We start from the raw sequence: 15251 nt of genomic DNA on the forward strand, positions 1-15251 counted from the left end.
GTTGAACACGGCATGCATCCAGACCGCGTCGCGCTATGCCTCCCGGGCTTGCGGGGGAGAGGGGGAGGGGGAGTCCCTCCCCACCCCATCCCGTCGCGAGGATCACCCGATTGAACCGGGGTGCGGACGTCAGGGTCTCCTGCGCTGTTGCGTACACGCTCATCGTCGCTCGGCTGTGACGCTCGACGATGCTCGGGCCGCTGTGGTCGCACGCGCGCCGAGCCGTCGATCGTCGTGGACTCTCGCTCGGTCGTGGGCGTGTCGACCAGCACGAGGACGAGGTCGCGTGACGGTAGCCCTGCCTGTGGCTCGTGCGGCATGCGCTGTGTAGTGCCTGTCTGCCCGACCACGGGTGCGCCGAGGGCGAGCGATCCACCGGCACGCCGGGCACGAGAGACAGTGCCCGCGTCGGGGTGCAGTCGAGGAGACCCCCGGTGGTCCTAGACGAGCGAGCCGAGGGGGCAGGGTGCGCGAGGACACGGGGCCGGGAGGGTCGTCGTCGACTTGACCCGGGCCGTGTCCTCGCGCCCTGTCCGCCGCTGCTACTCCTCGTCGGCGCCCTCACGCTGGCGGGCTGCCTGTGAAGAGATCGCGTCGAGGGTGCTGCCGACCGGATCAGCGGGATCGAAGCGGGGCCGGTGTGCTGCTTTCCCGCTCCTGCCGATCCGGCGTGCGCCTGTCCGTGCGCGCCTGTCCCTGCCCGTAGGACTGTTCACGATGTAGTCGGAGGCCGGTCGTATTCCGGGGCCGGTCACGTGTCTTCACGGTCCTCGACCCGCTCAACGGTGCCGTGAGGCTCGCCGGTCGACTCCTCGGAGAGTCCGCCGATCTCGCGTACGAGCCATGCCGGGAGCCGGTCCGGCGGTAGTGCTCGCGGCATCATGCCCTCCCTTGCTGGCGCCGGATCTGCTCCAGGATCGCGTTCTCGTCGGCGTCACGCTGGATCAGTTCGGTGGCCGCGCTCGCGACGTCGTCGTCTTCGGATCGTGAGAGTTCGACCAGTACGAGATCGTGGATCGCTTCGCGCTCCATCACTTCTCCTCGCTTGTCTCGTCGGCGCGCGTCCAGGTGGCGTCGTGGGTCCGGGTTCGGGTGTCGCAGATCATCGCGGCCCGCTTCTCGGTGGTGAAGAAACGGCCGAATGTGCCTGACGTGGCGCGTACCTCGACGAGCCCGGCATCGGTTCCCGCGACCTCGACCATCCACGGTGTGTTCTCGCGGTCGGTGTCCGCGAGTAGGTCAGCGACACCGACTGCGCCGAACTGCCCGCTCGCCGGATCCCACGGAGACTCCATCCGGCTCGGGGGCGCGCTGAGCCCGCCGGGGTCGTTGTTCTCCGCCTCCAGCGCCAGGATGAGTGCGTCGACCTTCGCCGCGTGCGCCTCCAACATGAGACGCGCCTCGACTGCGCGGATCTCCTCGTGAGCATCCTCTATAGCCGAGAGGAACTCCTCAGCGGCTCGTCGTGCTGCGCTGGACGCACGCCCCGCAATCGCCCTCTCCTCCCGCGTCGCTGCCTCGATCTCTAGGCGCCGGTCCTCGCTACCCCGTGCGCGGGTCGAGTGATGTCCGGCGACGCTCTCTGCGCGGGAGAGGGCGTCCTGAGCGGCCTGAGACTGCTCGTTCGCCGTGTCGAGTGCCTTCGCCGTCTTCTCGACGCTCTTGGGGAGGGTCTTGTCCGAGAGCACTCGGTAGCCCGGCGCGTCCTCCACGATCGTCTTACACGAGCCCTGTCCGCGCCCGCGAAGCCTCATCTTCTGCATCTCTGATTCCTTCTCTTCAGTCGGTGGTGTCGGTGGTGTCGTCGAGGTCGAACCGGGGGAGACGTTCGGCGTGGTCGACCTCGCAGCGGATCCGCTCCTGGACGTCGCCGGGAATACCCGTGCTCTGCGCCGCCCGGCAGGTATCGACCGCCGCCCGCGAGTGCGCCAGCATCGCCGCATGCGGGGTCCAGCCCATCCCGATAGCGGAGATCGAGGAGTAGAGCGCGGCCCTGTACCGCGCGCGGTACTCCTCGACCCCGCCACGCGATGCCGACCCGAACGGGATCGGACCTGCGACGTCGGAGGCTGCGTGCCTGCCCGAGCGGCGACCAAGCGCATTAAGGGCGTCGCGTCGAGGTCCTCGCCGGGCATGGTTGCCACTCGCGGGGCCGCGCTCCCGTGGCCGTGAGGGTCGTGACGTCGAGTCCATAGGCTCGACCTCCTTATGAGCCGCCGCCGAACGATTCGACGTGCGGAGTCCTGCACCGCACGCGCTCTAGGTCGAACACGTCCGGAAGAGATCCCCGACCGGGCACGGGCGCGCGGTGAGCGCGCTACTCGCCAGCGCCGCGCCTACTGAGAGCGCGACTAGACGAGCCCAGGGCAGTGCCCGGCCAGGGGGAGACCGCCGGGAGCCACGCGTCCGGACCTGAATCCGAGGTGCTCGACCAGGCAGTCAGCCCCGCTCGATTCCGGAAGCAGGACCGGGACGAGCGGGAGATCAGATATCAGCTGGAAAGGGTGCGCGGCTCACCCGCGCCGCCTACGCGGCTGCGCCGCGAGGTCGAGAGCGACTCCAGGCGGGTCGCGTGCAGCCCGCGACCGCCGCGCCGTGCGTCGGCCCCCAGGCCGTACGCCGGGGCGGGTTGGCAGGGCCCGGCCATGTGGATAGGAAGGTCTCCAGGCCGGGTCCTGCCGATCGGGGGTCGGACAGCCGCGCAGGCGGGCGCGCTCGACTCGACGCGAGCCAGATGCGGCGGAGCCGCTAGACCGCGCGGGCGAAGTCGACCGCGACGACGTTGTCCGGCAGCGGCTCCGCACGCCGGGGGAGTCGAGCGGTAGGTGCCGGAGCCGGAGCCGGCGACTCCGCTCGGACGCGCCGGGCGAGAGCATCTGAGACGGTCCGCGCGAAACGCGAGTCTCGCTCGATCCGCTCCGCCGCGAGCGCGAGCCGTGCTCCGGCCGCGCGGCGGTCCGCTTTGGTCGCGGTGTGTGCCGTCTCGTGGACGAAGTAGCCGAGCGTGAGCCGGAGGTCTTCGCCGTCGAGGTCGCGGGTCGCGGTGTGCGCCTCGCGGTCGAGGACCTCCGCGACGTCGTCCGCGCTCAGGGTGTGTCGGTCGCCGTGAACGATCATGCGCTCTTCCTCTCCTCGTGCGGGTCGGTGGTGGTTGTCGCTTCGTCGTGGATCCACGACGGGACCGCGTATTCGCGATCGCGGATCCGGGGACCGATCGAGTCCTCCAGGAGTCGGAAGAAGTCCGGCTGTGGCAACGCGCGAGGAGTGTCGCGGTAGGCGAGCCAGACGTCGGAGGACTTCACTCGTCCGCGCGGGCCAGAGCCCCAGCCCTCCGCGCGAGCGGTCTGCGCGAACCATGCGCCGACGTGCTCGACCAGCGCGGTCGACGGCAGACCGAACCGGTCGGGGTCCTCGCGCAGCACGCGCGCGGTCTCCCCGAACCGGGACGGTCCGCCCGCGAGGAGCCCGGAGAGCGACGAGGCGGACGCTTTCACCGCGCCGCGCCGGATCTGCTCCTCCTCCGCCTGCTGTAGTCGGGTCCGGTGGTGGCGTAGCGGTGGCTCTTCGGCGCGGATCGCGAGGACAGTCGCGTTCGACTCGCGCGCCAGGCGTTGCGCCTCGACGAGGAGTGCGTCCGCGACCTCCGAGAGTGCCGTCACAACCTGTCCGAGCGAGACCGGAGCCCAGGGCTCCGAGGCCTCAGAGCGAGCCCACCATCCGGCCGAGCGCGCGGAGTCGTTGCCGCGCGGGCGTCCGTCGTGTGCGACGCGGCCACTGAGGAGCGGCTCCAGGTAGCGCGCGAGCCGGACCGGCTTCGGGAAGCCGCGCGCCTTCCGGAAGACGCCGAAGTCGTCGTCAAAGGAGATCGCCTCGCGCCAGGCCGGGCCGTAGAGGATCGCCGGGACGTCGTGGGCGGGGTCGGCCAGGCCGACCGCGAGGTCTTCGTAGTCGTCGGTATGCAGGAACGAGAGCATCGGGAAGTCTTTCGTCGTCGGTGTCGCTGTCAGGTTGAGAGCCGGGGCCGTGCGGCCGGGTTCAGTGGTCGCGCGGGAGGTTCAGGGGCGGGGTCGCGGGCGGTGCCCGCCCCGGTCCAGGCCCGCGCGTGGCGGGTGAACCGGGGCGGGATGCCTCGACGACGCGGACCGGGGAACCAGGCCGGTCCGTGCTCACCGCGAGGACTCTCGATCTCGCGGAAGATCAGGGGGACGGGGAGAGCGTCGGGATCCGTGTAGACCTCTCTCCCCGCGCAAGAACATCAATCGAGAAGAGGGTCACTAGCGACACTCCCGTCACGGTCCAGGCGCTCCAGCGTCACGATCCGTGTAAGGGAGCACGGATCTCGTCAGGTTGCGGGCTCCAGGCTCGCGAGGATCGTGCCGTGCGTCTCGCGGAAGGCCGGGACCGTGGCGACGAGCGCCGCGTACGCCGCGCGCTCTTCGGCCGTGCCGTGCTCGCGGACCAGGTCCTCGAAGGTCGCCAGCGAGTCGCGCTCGCGGCGCGCGCAGCGGTCACGCGAGAGAGCGACCCGGCATCGCGGCGAACACGTCCGTCGATCCGACCGAGCACCCGGGTCGAGGAGACCCCCACACCACGCGCACACGCGCCTTCGTCTCGTACTGCTCACGGGCTCTCCTCTCCTCGCATCATTCCCGGCCGGGACGGTCCCGGACACGGGTCGCGCGCTAGGCGCTTCGTTGCGTGTACTGAAGGTGGAGTCGGCCTGAGACCCCCTCGCTGCTCACTCACCAGCCGTCGGGATTCGTGTAGACCTCTCTCCCCGCGCTAGAACATCAACCGAGAAGACGGGTACTGCCGTCACTCTCGTCACGGTCGGGCCCGCGAGACCGAGACCGCGAGCGCCTCCAGGAGCGCCCGAGAGGAAGCGACCGGGCCCGGGAGGCTTGGCTCTGCTCAGCGCGCCTCAGTGGAAACGAGAGGGCCCCACCGGAGGAAGTCTCCAGCGGGGGCCCGCGAAGGTCGAGGCGATCAGTCACCCACCCAAGACACGCGCATCCGACTCGATGGATCGAAGCGCGTCCCTCGCTTCGGTGCGCGGCTGACTTCGACCCTCTCGATCGCGAGGCGAAGCAGATCGCGCTGCTCCGGAACGCTTGCGGTCGTGAACGCCGGGAGCGACAACTCCGGATCGAGGAGTGCGCCGAGATCCGCCTCCGGCTGAGGTAGTTCGGCCAGCCGAAGCACGAGACGCGCGCGCTGCTCTTCCAGTCGCGCTGAGACGCGTGCGTACCGCTCTATGTCGAGCGTGGCCTTGACGTAGTGGTCGTCATCCGCACTCGCGAGACGCGTCTTGACGTCCTCCAGGTCGGACCGAAGCCGCTCGCGCTCGCGCAGCGGAGCCGGGTCGAACTTCTGCAGCCAGCGGTCCGCGACCGCCGCGAGCAGCGGGGACTCCGGCTCGTCGTGGAGTTGCGCCAGACGCCCCACCCAGGCACGGACGACGGCCTCCTCGACGGCCTCGACCGACACGCTGAGCGGGGCTGCACAGTCGCTCGCGTCGGCCTTCCACTTCCGGCATCGGTACGAGTTGCCGAACGTGTGCGCGGTCCGACCACATGAAGCGCAAACCAACAGCCCGCCGAGGAGGCTCTTCGGCTGCCGTACGGGGCGCGAGCCCCGCCCGTACTGGCGAAGCCGCGAGTCCATGACGGAAAGGAGTCGAGCCTGTTCGGCCTCGCTTGCGATGGGCTCGCGGCCCGGTGCCATGAGCGAGACGGTCTCGCCCGTGTCTGGATGCCGCCAGGCGACTACTGCGGCCTTCCATCTACCATGCTCATCGGTCGTCTTCTCCGGCATGAGGCCGGCGAGTCCCGGGGAGCGGAGCGCGGCGGAAAGCGCGGACGGTCGCCAGAGGCTCTCCTTGCATGGCTTCTCATCCGTCCCGCAGTCGCAACCCGGCCCGGGGAGCCGGTCGCGCTTGGCCAGGTGCTTCTTCGCGCGCTGCGTCAGGACGCCGCGCTCGTTGAAGTCGCGGCAGATCGTCATGAGCGACTCGCCCTCCAGCACCCGCCACACGACCTCGCGCATAGACGAGAACTCAGGCTCCAGCGGCACGAAGTGTCGCGCGTCGTCGACTGCGTACCCATACGGCGGAAGACCGCCGAGGTATTGCCCGGCGAGGCGGTCCGTGTGCTTGCGACTCTTCACCCGAAGTGACGTGTTCGCACTCTCTGCGCGAGAGATCTCGCTCATGGTGACGATCGGGAGTCGTGAGGCGTTGCCGCTGCTCGTGTCCAGCCCGTCGCGGAGAAACACGAGGCGACCGCCGACGCGTTCGACGTCGTCGAGGACTACGCCGATCTGTCCCGCTCCGCGCCGCGAGAGACGATCGAGTTTCCAGACGGCAAGTGTTCGGACCTCTGCATTTGCGAGTGCAGCGAGAGCGCTCTCGAAGCCCGCGCGTTTGACGTCCCGATAACCCGATCGACCCGCGTCGCTCCAGACTTCGCGGACCCTGAGCCCTTCACGATCCGCCCAGGCGCGGAGGTCCCGTTCCTGACGTTCGATCGAATCCGCGCCTTCAGCGTCAACACTGAGCCGCAGGTAGAGGTCGACTTCTTCGCCGGTCGTGCTCTTGTCCATATGTCCTCCTCGTTGGTCGGGGAGGGAGTCGGCCGGGCCATGCCCTATTGCTCACCGAAGTTCGGCGCAATGTCCACTCCCGCGAGGAGATCTGGATCAACGATCCCTCGCGGGTCTTCGTGGCCCGGGCGGGCCGGCACGAGCTGACCTCCACGATCCTGACCAGTGGCCAGGTCGCGGAGCTGGTGGAGCGGATGCTGAAGACCTCGGGTCGGCGCATCGACGTCAGCCAGCCGTTCGTGGACGCGATGCTGCCCGACGGGCACCGGTTGCACGTGGTGCTGGAGGGGATCTCGCGGGGGTTCTCGGCGGTCAACATCCGCAAGTTCGTGCTCCGTGCGGCGCAGCTGGGTGACCTCGTACGCCTGGGCAGCCTGACCCAGCAGGCGGCGGACTTCCTGTCCGCGGCGGTGCTGGCCGGGCTCAACATCCTGGTCGCGGGAGCCACCCAAGCCGGCAAGACCACCATGCTCAACTGCCTCGCCGCCGCGGTCCCGGGCGGCGACCGCATCGTCTCCGCCGAGGAGGTCTGGGAGCTCCGCTTCGCCCACGCCGACTGGGTGCCGCTCCAGTGCCGGCAGGCCGGGCTCGAGGGCACCGGCGAGGTGACCCTGCGCGACCTCGTGCGCGAGGCGCTCCGGATGCGACCCACGAGGGTGATCGTCGGGGAGGTGCGCTCGGCCGAGGCGCTCGACCTGATCCTCGCGCTGAACTCCGGGCTGCCCGGCATGGCCACCATCCACGCGAACTCCGCCCGCGAGGCCCTGGTGAAGCTGTGCACGCTGCCGCTGCTGGCCGGCGAGAACATCTCCTCACGGTTCGTCGTCCCCACCGTCGCGGCCTCGACCGACATCGTCGTCCACCTCGGCCTCGACACCCGCGGGGTGCGGCGGGTCAACGAGATCGTCGCCGTCCCCGGCCGGGTCGAGCACGACATCATCGAGACCGAGCCGCTGTTCGTCCGGGGCGCCGAGGGCCTGGTCCGTACCGCAGGGATGCCCGGGCGGCTGGACAGCTTCGAGCGCGCCGGGATCGACGTCCACGCCCTGCTGCACGACGAGCGCGTGCGCTGATGGGCGTCGTCGTCGGGCTCGGGCTGGGCACCGGGCTGCTGCTGATCTGGTCGGCGTTCGTCGTACCGCTCACCCGGCAGGAACGTCGTACGAGGGGCCGCGTCGACGAGCTGCTCGCGACCGCCGGGCTGGGCGGGGTCTCGGCAGCCAGCTTCGTCGTGCTGTGCGCGATGTGCGGGCTCGTGGCGCTCGCGGCGGTGCAGGTCGCCTCACGGACGCTGCCCGTCGCGGTGGCGTTCGGTCTGATGGGTGCCTACCTCCCGGTCGCGATCGTGCGCGGCCGGGTCCGCCGCCGTCGCCGGGAGTTCGCCGAGGTGTGGCCCGAGGCCGTCGACAACCTGGCCAGCGCGGTGCGCGCGGGGCTGTCGCTGCCCGAGGGGCTGGCCGCGCTCGCCGTACGCGGACCCGAGCCGCTCCGCGAGTCGTTCGACGGGTTCGCGCTGGACTACCAGGTCACCGGCCGCTTCGGGGAGAGCCTCGACCGGCTCAAGGACCGGCTGGCGGACCCGGTGGGGGACCGGGTCGTCGAGGGGCTGCGGGTGGCGCGCGAGGTCGGCGGGGGAGACCTGGGCCGGCTGCTGCGCAACCTCTCGGCGTACCTCCGCGAGGACGCCCGCACCCGCTCGGAGCTGGAGTCCCGGCAGACGACGACCGTCAACGGCGCTCGGCTCGCGGTCGCGGCACCGTGGCTCGTCCTGCTGCTCCTGTCGTTCCAGGGCGACGTGATCCACCGGTACGCATCGGCGGGCGGGGTGGTGGTCCTGGTCGGCGGAGCGGTGGCGTGCGCGGTCGCGTACCGCCTGATGCTCTGGATCGGCCGGCTCCCGGCGGAGCGGCGGGTGCTCGGATGAGCCCGGCGCTGTGGGGAGCCCTGCTCGGCGGGTCCTTCGGGCTCGGGGTGGTGCTCGTCCTGCAGCGACGGCTGGCGGCGCGTCGTACGCCGATCGACCTGCGGGTGCTGCCGTACCTCCGCGACCTGCCGCAGCTCGGTGCGGTGCGGTCCACGACGCCGGAGACCTCCGCGCTGGTCGGCGTGTTCGGCCCGTTCCTGCGCGGCGCGGCGGACCTCGTCGAGCGGGTCCTCGGTGGCTCGGCGTCGATCCGACGGCGGCTGGAGCGCGCCGACCTCGAGCTCTCCGTCCACGACTTCCGGGTGCAGCAGGTGGTCTGGGGGCTGTCGGCGTTCGCGCTCGCCGCCGTGCCGTCGCTGCTGATCTCGCTGCGGGCACCGGACCGAGCCGTACCGCTGCTGATCTTCTGCCTCGCCGCGCTGGCGACCGGCGTCCTCGTCCGCGAGAACCGCCTGACCGCGCAGGTCGCCGCTCGCGAACGACGCATCCTCGAGGAGTTCCCGACCGTCGCCGAGCTGCTCGCCCTCTCGGTGGCGGCCGGGGAGAGCCCCGTCGCCGCCCTCGACCGCGTCGTACGACGCACGCGCGGCGCGCTCACCTCCGACCTCGGGCGGGTGCTCGCCGACGTCCGGACCGGTGTCCCCGTCACCCACGCCTTCGACGCCCTGGCCAGCCGGACCGGAGTCCCCGCGGTCGCCCGGTTCGCCGAAGGGCTCGCGATCGCGGTCGAGCGCGGCACCCCGCTCTCGGAGGTGCTGCACGCGCAGGCCGCCGACGTCCGCGAGGTCGGCAAACGTGCGCTGATCGAGGCCGGCGGCCGCAAGGAGATCGGGATGATGGTCCCCGTCGTCTTCCTGGTTCTCCCGGTCACCGTCGTGTTCGCGTTCTGGCCCGGGCTGGTCGGCCTGCGGTTGGTGAGCTGATCCGAAGAGACCTGACGAAGGAGACGAGGATGATGTGGATGTGGGCGCGCTGGCTGGACCGGCGCGACGATGAGAGCGGTGACGTGCCCGGCTGGGTGCTCATCACCGTGATGACGGCCGGTCTGGTGGGCGTGCTCTGGGCGATCGCCGGCAGCCAGCTGAGCGCGATGCTGCGGCAGGCGCTGCAGTCGGTCTCCGGCTGAGGATGTCCGAGCGCGCCCGGCGTCGCGACCGCCGCGCCGAGGAGTCCGGGGCGGCCGTCGTCGACTTCGTGCTCGTCAGCCTGGTGCTGATCCCGCTCGTGCTGGGGATCATGCAGGTGGCGCTGGTGATGTACGTCCGCTCCACGCTGGCCTCCGCCGCCGCGGAGGGCGCGCGCTACGGCGCCACCATCGACCGCGGACCGGGTGATGCCGTCGTACGCACCCGCAGCCGGATCCGTGGAGCGATCGCCGACCGGTTCGCCGGCAACGTCAGTGCCGACCGGGCGCGGGTCGACGGGGTGGCGACGATGGCCGTCCGGGTCAGGGCGAAGGTGCCCGCGCTGGGCCTGTGGGGCCCGGGCGTCTCCCTCGACGTGCAGGGGCACGCGGTGCAGGAGGTCGTGCCGTGAGTGCCGTACGCACCCTCGTGCGGCGGCTGCAGGAGCGTCGTACCGACGAGGCCGGCACCGCGATCGTCGAGCTCGTCTGGCTGGCGATCCTGCTGCTGGTGCCGCTGGTCTACATCGTGGTCGCGGTCCTGCAGACGCAGCGGGCCTCGTACGCCGCCACGACCGCGGCTCGCTCGGCCGGACGCGCATTCGTCACCTCCGAGACCGAGGCGGCCGCGCCGGGACGCGCCCGTGCCGCTGCCGCGCTCGCCTTCCAGGACCAGCACGTGCCGTCCGGGCGGATGCGGCTGACCCTCACCTGCCGGCCCGATCCCGCCAACTGCCTGGCGCCCGGCTCGGTGGTCCTCGCCGATGTCCGTACGTCGGTGCTGCTGCCGCTCGTGCCCGACGCGCTCGGCGGCAACGCGCCGCGCATCCGGGTCGAGGCGAGCAGCCGCTCGCCGTACGGCACCTTCCGCGAGGACCGGCCGTGACCGGCCGCTCGACCAGGAGAGGCGACGAGGGCGGCAGCGTCACGCCGCTGATCATCGGCTTCGCGCTCGTGCTGGCCGTGCTGGTGGCCGTCGTGGTCGATGCGTCGGCGGCCTACCTGCGACGGCAGAGCCTGGACCACCTGGCCGACTCCGCGGCGCTGGCGGCCACGGACGGCATCCAGGGACGCGAGGTCTACACCGGTGGTCTGGGGGCGGTCGCCGAGATCGACGAGGCGACCGCGCGCCGCTACGCCGCCGCCTTCGTGGCCGCCTCGGGTGCCGAGCGGCGCTACCCGGGACTCCGGATGAGCGTGACCGCGCGGGACGACGTCGTCGTCGTACGCCTCGCCGCGCCGATGGACCTGCCGCTGAGCGTCCCCGGCGTCAGCACGCCGAGGGTCACCGGGTCGGCGTCCTCCGAGGTCCGGGTCGCGCCGTGATCAGGGACCCCCGGCCGGGCGCTGCGGGTGCTCGTCCTCGTCGGGCTCCTCGGGGTCCTCACCCTCGCCACGTGCTTGCGAGCCCTTCTTCTCCTGGTCCTGGGTCAGCGAGGTCCGCGCCCGGTCGGCGCCCGGGTTGAAGATCGCGTCCATCGCCCCCAGCGCGTTGCCGCCGGCGCTCGCGCCCCCGCCGCCCTTGGTCATCCGGTCGGAGAAGTACGGCAGTCCGAGCACGATCAGGACGACCACGATCACGGTCCCGACGACCCAGGCCAGAGTTCCCACACGGCCCAGTGTGCCCCAGCGCACCCGAGCCTCCTCGCGGGCGCATGAACGCACGCGCTGCGGGTACTTGTCTTGTGCACAAGATATTTCGCCGACTCGAGGAGAGCTGATGACCGACGTATCCGTCGCCCCGAACCAGAACGTGCACGTCGAGGACACCGGCGGTGCCGGCCGCCCGGTCGTGCTCATCCACGGCTGGCCGCTGTCCGGGCAGGCGTGGACGGACCAGGTCGCCGCACTCACCGCCGAGGGGTTCCGCGTGATCACCTACGACCGGCGCGGCTTCGGCGACTCCGACGCGGGCGGCCCGTACGACTACGACACGCTCGCCGCCGACCTGCACACCGTCCTCACCGACCTCGACCTCACCGACGTCACGCTCGTCGGCTTCTCGATGGGCGGCGGCGAGGTCGCCCGCTACGTCGGCAACCACGGTGAGGACCGGCTGCACTCCGTGGTCTTCGCCAGCGCGGTGCCGCCGTACCTGCTGCAGAGCGACGACAACCCCGACGGCCCGCTCACGCAGGACGCCGCCGGCGACATGAGGGGCGGCCTCGAGGCGAGCCGCGAGGAGTTCTTCCCGGGGTTCTGCGAGGGCTTCTTCACCGCGGGTGAAGAGCTGAAGGCCACCGACCAGCAGGTCCAGGACGCGGTCGCGCTGTGCCACCGGTCCGACCAGGACGCCGCGCTGGGCTGCATGGACGCGTTCGGTACGACCGACTTCCGCGGCGATCTGCCCAAGATCACCGTGCCGACGCTGGTCCTGCACGGCGACTCCGACGGCATCGTCCCCTTCGAGGGGTCCGGTCAGCGCACCGCGGCGGCGATCGCGAGCAGCGAGACCCACGTCATCGCCGGCGCCCCGCACGGCTGCAACACCACCCACGCCGAGGAGTTCAACGCGGCGCTGCTCGCGTTCTGCGCGAAGTAGACGCGTCATGATGGCGGCATGAGCGACCGATCACCGACCGGCCACCCCGTCGCCGCCTGGCTCACCGACATGGACGGTGTGCTGGTCCACGAGGAGCACGCGATCCCGGGGGCCTCGGACTTCATCGAGGCGCTGAAGGCCTCCGGGACCGCGTTCCTCGTGCTGACCAACAACTCGATCTACACCCCGCGCGACCTGCGCGCGCGGCTGCTGGCCAGTGGGATCGACGTCCCCGAGGAGCTGATCTGGACCTCGGCCCTGGCCACCGCGCAGTTCCTCCACGACCAGCGGCCCGGCGGGTCGGCGTACGTCGTCGGCGAGGCCGGGCTGACCACCGCCCTGCACGAGGTCGGCTACGTGATGACCGAGCGCGAGCCGGACTACGTCGTGCTGGGGGAGACGCGTACGTACTCCTTCGAGGCGATCACCCGGGCGATCCGGCTGATCGAGGGCGGTGCCCGCTTCATCGCCACCAACCCCGACGTGACCGGTCCCAGCCCGCAGGGCTCGCTGCCCGCGACCGGGTCGGTGGCCGCGCTGATCACCGCCGCCACGGGGCGGACGCCGTACTACGTCGGCAAGCCCAACCCCCTGATGATGCGCAGCGCGCTGAACCGGATCGAGGCGCACTCGGAGTCCGCGGTGATGGTCGGGGACCGGATGGACACCGACGTCATCTCGGGGCTCGAGGCCGGGCTGCGGACGGTGCTCGTCCTGTCCGGGTCGACCCGGTCGAGCCAGGTGGAGTCCTTCCCCTACCGGCCGACCCACGTCGTCGACTCCATCGCCGACCTCGTCGACGCCGCCGGGCAGGCCGACCCGGTCTGACCCGCCTTGGGGGTCCTTGTCACGGTATGGGCTTCGTGGTGCGATGAGGCATGGACCGTCGCTCCTTCCTCCGCTCCTCTCTCGCCGTGCCCGCTGCCGGAGCCGTCGCGCTCGCCGTCGAGTCGCCGGCGCGTGCGGGCATCGCCACGCAGACCACCCTCGCCTCGGGGATGACCATCCCGTGGGGGCTGGACTTCCTTCCCGACCACTCGGCCCTGGTCACCGAGCGCGACTCCGCCCAGGTCTTCCGGATCCTCCCGTACGGCGCGAAGCAGGCGGTCGGGTCGGTGCCCGGGGTCCAGCACGGCGGCGAGGGTGGGCTGCTCGGGCTGGCGGTGTCGCCGACGTACGCCCAGGACAAGCGGGTCTACCTCTACTACACGACGGCCTCCGACAACCGCGTCGTGTGGACGACGTACGACGCGGGGCGACTCGGCACGACCTTCACCCCCGTCGTCACCGGCATCCCGCGCGGCACCATCCACAACGGCGGCAGCCTGCTGTTCACCTCGTACGGCTCGCTGCTGGTCGGCTGCGGTGAGACGGGCAACCGGGCGTACTCGCAGAATCTCGGCTCCCTGGGCGGCAAGATCCTGCAGGTCACCCGGGACGGGCGCGCCTGGGGCAGCAACCCGCTGGTCGGCCGGGCCGGCGACGACCGGATCCTGACCTGGGGACACCGCAACCCCCAGGGCCTGGCACAGAACACTGACGGTCTCCTGTGGTCCGCCGAGCTCGGCCAGGACACCTACGACGAGCTCAACCAGATCCGTGGCGGGCGCAACTACGGCTGGCCGAACGCGGAGGGCTCCGACGGGAAGGGCGGCTACACCGACCCGCTGGCGCAGTGGACGACCGCCGAGTGCTCGCCGAGCGGGGTCGCCTGCCTCGGCGGCCGCGCCTGGATCGGTGGGCTCCGAGGGCAGGCGCTGTGGTCGGTCGACCTCGGGGGAGCGCGCCGCGGCCGCAAGGTGCGCTTCCTGCAGGGGACGTACGGGCGGATCCGCAACGTCAAGAAGTCGTGGGACGGCGCGCTGTGGATCACCACCTCCAACGGCGGCAGTGCCGACCGGGTGGTCCGGCTGGCGTTCTGATCCCGCGTAGGGTTGCTCATCGTGGCAGGCCCCGACTTCGGATCAGAGATCAAGCAGCTCACGGCGACGATGGGCACCATCGGCAAGGTGCTCGACGTCGAGGAGATGCGGCGCGAGATCGCCGACCTGGGTGAGCAGGTGGCGGCCCCCGACCTGTGGGACGACCAGGCCAACGCCCAGAAGGTGACCGGTCGGCTCTCGATGCTGCAGGGCCAGCTCGAGAGGTTCACCTCGCTGAGCAGTCGGATCGAGGACCTCGAGGTGCTCGTCGAGCTCGCGCAGGAGGAGGGCGACGAGGAGTCGCTGGCCGAGGCGGCGACCGAGCTCGAGCGGCTGCACAAGTCGACGGAGTCGCTGGAGGTGCGCACCCTCCTGTCCGGCGAGTACGACGCCCGCGAGGCGCTGGTGACGATCCGCTCGGGTGCCGGTGGGGTCGACGCCGCCGACTTCGCGGAGATGCTGATGCGGATGTACACCCGCTGGGCGGAGCGCAACAAGTACTCCGTCGAGGTCTTCGACACCTCGTACGCCGAGGAGGCCGGCCTGAAGTCGGCCACCTTCGCCGTGCACGCGCCGTACGCGTACGGCACGCTGAGCGTCGAGGCCGGGACCCACCGGCTGGTGCGGATCAGCCCCTTCGACAACCAGGGTCGCCGGCAGACCAGCTTCGCCGCCGTCGAGGTTGTGCCGGTGCTCGAGCAGACCGACGAGATCGACATCCCCGAGGAGGACGTCCGCGTCGACGTCTACCGGTCGTCGGGCCCCGGCGGTCAGTCGGTCAACACCACGGACTCGGCGGTCCGGCTGACGCACATCCCCACCGGCACCGTCGTCTCCTGCCAGAACGAGAAGTCGCAGCTGCAGAACAAGGCCTCGGCGATGGTGATCTTGAAGGCCAAGCTCCTCGCCCTGAAGAAGGCCGAGGAGAAGGCCCACCTCGACGAGCTGCGCGGCGACGTCCAGGCCAGCTGGGGCGACCAGATGCGCAACTACGTCCTCAACCCGTACCAGATGGTCAAGGACCTGCGCACCGAGCTGGAGTCGGGCAACCCGCAGTCGGTGCTCGACGGCGACATCGACGCCTTCCTCGAGGCCGGCATCCGCTGGCGCCGGGGCGCCGAGGCCGCGCCGGCCTGACCG

The 15251-nt window shown here is 71.2% G+C and carries 18 protein-coding genes; 11 read left to right on the forward strand and 7 right to left on the reverse strand.

What is annotated here, in order from left to right; translation table 11 throughout:
• Positions 1 to 879: 879 nt before the first annotated feature.
• From IEX42_RS16860 to IEX42_RS16885, 6 genes are all read right to left on the reverse strand, one after another.
• Positions 880 to 1032, reverse strand: a complete 153-nt coding sequence (locus IEX42_RS16860) for a hypothetical protein (protein ID WP_188781256.1) — start codon at positions 1030 to 1032, stop codon at positions 880 to 882.
• Entirely contained in the window at positions 1032 to 1763 is a 732-nt protein-coding gene (locus tag IEX42_RS16865) for a hypothetical protein (protein ID WP_188781257.1), read from the reverse strand. Before IEX42_RS16865 ends, IEX42_RS16860 begins: the two co-directional genes overlap by 1 nt.
• 16 nt (positions 1764 to 1779) lie before the next feature.
• The gene (locus tag IEX42_RS16870; protein WP_188781258.1) at positions 1780 to 1959 is read right to left on the reverse strand and encodes a hypothetical protein; all 180 of its coding nucleotides are present in this window, start codon (positions 1957 to 1959) and stop codon (positions 1780 to 1782) included.
• A gap of 789 nt (positions 1960 to 2748) precedes the next feature.
• Positions 2749 to 3117 carry a hypothetical protein gene (locus tag IEX42_RS16875; protein ID WP_188781259.1) on the reverse strand — a complete coding sequence of 123 codons (369 nt, stop codon included), beginning with the start codon at positions 3115 to 3117 and terminating at the stop codon, positions 2749 to 2751.
• The gene (locus IEX42_RS16880; protein WP_188781260.1) at positions 3114 to 3974 is read right to left on the reverse strand and encodes a hypothetical protein; all 861 of its coding nucleotides are present in this window, start codon (positions 3972 to 3974) and stop codon (positions 3114 to 3116) included. Before IEX42_RS16880 ends, IEX42_RS16875 begins: the two co-directional genes overlap by 4 nt.
• A 1012-nt stretch (positions 3975 to 4986) precedes the next feature.
• Positions 4987 to 6600 carry a recombinase family protein gene (locus IEX42_RS16885; RefSeq protein WP_188781261.1) on the reverse strand — a complete coding sequence of 538 codons (1614 nt, stop codon included), beginning with the start codon at positions 6598 to 6600 and terminating at the stop codon, positions 4987 to 4989.
• A gap of 47 nt (positions 6601 to 6647) precedes the next feature.
• On the opposite strand from IEX42_RS16885, the gene IEX42_RS16890 reads away from it, so the two are divergent.
• From IEX42_RS16890 to IEX42_RS16920, 7 genes are read left to right on the forward strand one after another with little or no spacing between them, the layout of a single operon-like run.
• The gene (locus IEX42_RS16890; protein ID WP_188781262.1) at positions 6648 to 7673 is read left to right on the forward strand and encodes a TadA family conjugal transfer-associated ATPase; all 1026 of its coding nucleotides are present in this window, start codon (positions 6648 to 6650) and stop codon (positions 7671 to 7673) included.
• Positions 7673 to 8524, forward strand: coding sequence for a type II secretion system F family protein (locus IEX42_RS16895; protein ID WP_188781263.1), 852 nt, complete (start codon positions 7673 to 7675; stop codon positions 8522 to 8524). The genes IEX42_RS16890 and IEX42_RS16895 overlap by 1 nt, the downstream gene beginning before the upstream one ends.
• Complete coding sequence (locus IEX42_RS16900; protein WP_188781264.1) at positions 8521 to 9447, forward strand: type II secretion system F family protein; 927 nt, start codon at positions 8521 to 8523, stop codon at positions 9445 to 9447. Before IEX42_RS16895 ends, IEX42_RS16900 begins: the two co-directional genes overlap by 4 nt.
• A gap of 29 nt (positions 9448 to 9476) precedes the next feature.
• Positions 9477 to 9650 (forward strand): hypothetical protein, encoded by a 174-nt coding sequence (locus tag IEX42_RS16905; RefSeq protein ID WP_188781265.1) that lies wholly within the window; start codon positions 9477 to 9479, stop codon positions 9648 to 9650.
• Positions 9651 to 9652: 2 nt separating this feature from the next.
• Entirely contained in the window at positions 9653 to 10060 is a 408-nt protein-coding gene (locus IEX42_RS16910; protein WP_188781266.1) for a TadE family protein, read from the forward strand.
• A complete protein-coding gene (locus IEX42_RS16915; protein ID WP_188781267.1) occupies positions 10057 to 10533 on the forward strand; it encodes a hypothetical protein in 477 nt (158 codons plus the stop codon). Before IEX42_RS16910 ends, IEX42_RS16915 begins: the two co-directional genes overlap by 4 nt.
• Positions 10530 to 10973, forward strand: coding sequence for a pilus assembly protein TadG-related protein (locus IEX42_RS16920; RefSeq protein ID WP_188781268.1), 444 nt, complete (start codon positions 10530 to 10532; stop codon positions 10971 to 10973). The genes IEX42_RS16915 and IEX42_RS16920 overlap by 4 nt, the downstream gene beginning before the upstream one ends.
• Here the strand turns inward: IEX42_RS16920 and IEX42_RS16925 are convergent, their stop codons facing one another.
• Positions 10974 to 11258, reverse strand: a complete 285-nt coding sequence (locus tag IEX42_RS16925; protein ID WP_188781269.1) for a hypothetical protein — start codon at positions 11256 to 11258, stop codon at positions 10974 to 10976.
• Between the two features lie 109 nt (positions 11259 to 11367).
• Here IEX42_RS16925 and IEX42_RS16930 point away from each other — a divergent pair, with 109 nt between their 5' ends.
• Genes IEX42_RS16930 through prfB form a run of 4 tightly spaced genes read left to right on the forward strand, consistent with a single transcriptional unit; the run spans position 11368 to position 15248 of the window.
• On the forward strand, positions 11368 to 12189 hold the full coding sequence (locus IEX42_RS16930) for an alpha/beta fold hydrolase (RefSeq protein WP_188781270.1): 822 nt from the start codon (positions 11368 to 11370) through the stop codon (positions 12187 to 12189).
• 18 nt (positions 12190 to 12207) lie between these two features.
• Entirely contained in the window at positions 12208 to 13017 is an 810-nt protein-coding gene (locus IEX42_RS16935; protein ID WP_188781271.1) for an HAD-IIA family hydrolase, read from the forward strand.
• Positions 13018 to 13067: 50 nt separating this feature from the next.
• The gene (locus IEX42_RS16940) at positions 13068 to 14111 is read left to right on the forward strand and encodes a PQQ-dependent sugar dehydrogenase (protein WP_188781272.1); all 1044 of its coding nucleotides are present in this window, start codon (positions 13068 to 13070) and stop codon (positions 14109 to 14111) included.
• Positions 14112 to 14132: 21 nt separating this feature from the next.
• Entirely contained in the window at positions 14133 to 15248 is a 1116-nt protein-coding gene (prfB, locus tag IEX42_RS16945) for a peptide chain release factor 2 (protein WP_188781273.1), read from the forward strand.
• Positions 15249 to 15251 lie beyond the last annotated feature (3 nt).

This window comes from Marmoricola endophyticus, assembly GCF_014644415.1.
Lineage (GTDB): Bacteria > Actinomycetota > Actinomycetes > Propionibacteriales > Nocardioidaceae > Marmoricola > Marmoricola endophyticus.

Bases quoted from the DNA above. Each gene is read 5' to 3' on its own strand.
- IEX42_RS16900 (WP_188781264.1), top strand. From the start codon at position 8,521: ATGAGCCCGGCGCTGTGGGGAGCCCTGCTCGGCGGGTCCTTCGGGCTC.
- IEX42_RS16930 (WP_188781270.1), top strand. From the start codon at position 11,368: ATGACCGACGTATCCGTCGCCCCGAACCAGAACGTGCACGTCGAGGAC.
- IEX42_RS16940 (WP_188781272.1), top strand. From the start codon at position 13,068: ATGGACCGTCGCTCCTTCCTCCGCTCCTCTCTCGCCGTGCCCGCTGCC.
- IEX42_RS16880 (WP_188781260.1), bottom strand. From the start codon at position 3,974: ATGCTCTCGTTCCTGCATACCGACGACTACGAAGACCTCGCGGTCGGC.
- IEX42_RS16895 (WP_188781263.1), top strand. From the start codon at position 7,673: ATGGGCGTCGTCGTCGGGCTCGGGCTGGGCACCGGGCTGCTGCTGATC.
- IEX42_RS16875 (WP_188781259.1), bottom strand. From the start codon at position 3,117: ATGATCGTTCACGGCGACCGACACACCCTGAGCGCGGACGACGTCGCG.
- IEX42_RS16860 (WP_188781256.1), bottom strand. From the start codon at position 1,032: ATGGAGCGCGAAGCGATCCACGATCTCGTACTGGTCGAACTCTCACGA.
- IEX42_RS16870 (WP_188781258.1), bottom strand. From the start codon at position 1,959: ATGGGCTGGACCCCGCATGCGGCGATGCTGGCGCACTCGCGGGCGGCG.
- IEX42_RS16865 (WP_188781257.1), bottom strand. From the start codon at position 1,763: ATGCAGAAGATGAGGCTTCGCGGGCGCGGACAGGGCTCGTGTAAGACG.
- IEX42_RS16935 (WP_188781271.1), top strand. From the start codon at position 12,208: ATGAGCGACCGATCACCGACCGGCCACCCCGTCGCCGCCTGGCTCACC.
- IEX42_RS16905 (WP_188781265.1), top strand. From the start codon at position 9,477: ATGATGTGGATGTGGGCGCGCTGGCTGGACCGGCGCGACGATGAGAGC.
- IEX42_RS16910 (WP_188781266.1), top strand. From the start codon at position 9,653: ATGTCCGAGCGCGCCCGGCGTCGCGACCGCCGCGCCGAGGAGTCCGGG.
- IEX42_RS16885 (WP_188781261.1), bottom strand. From the start codon at position 6,600: ATGGACAAGAGCACGACCGGCGAAGAAGTCGACCTCTACCTGCGGCTC.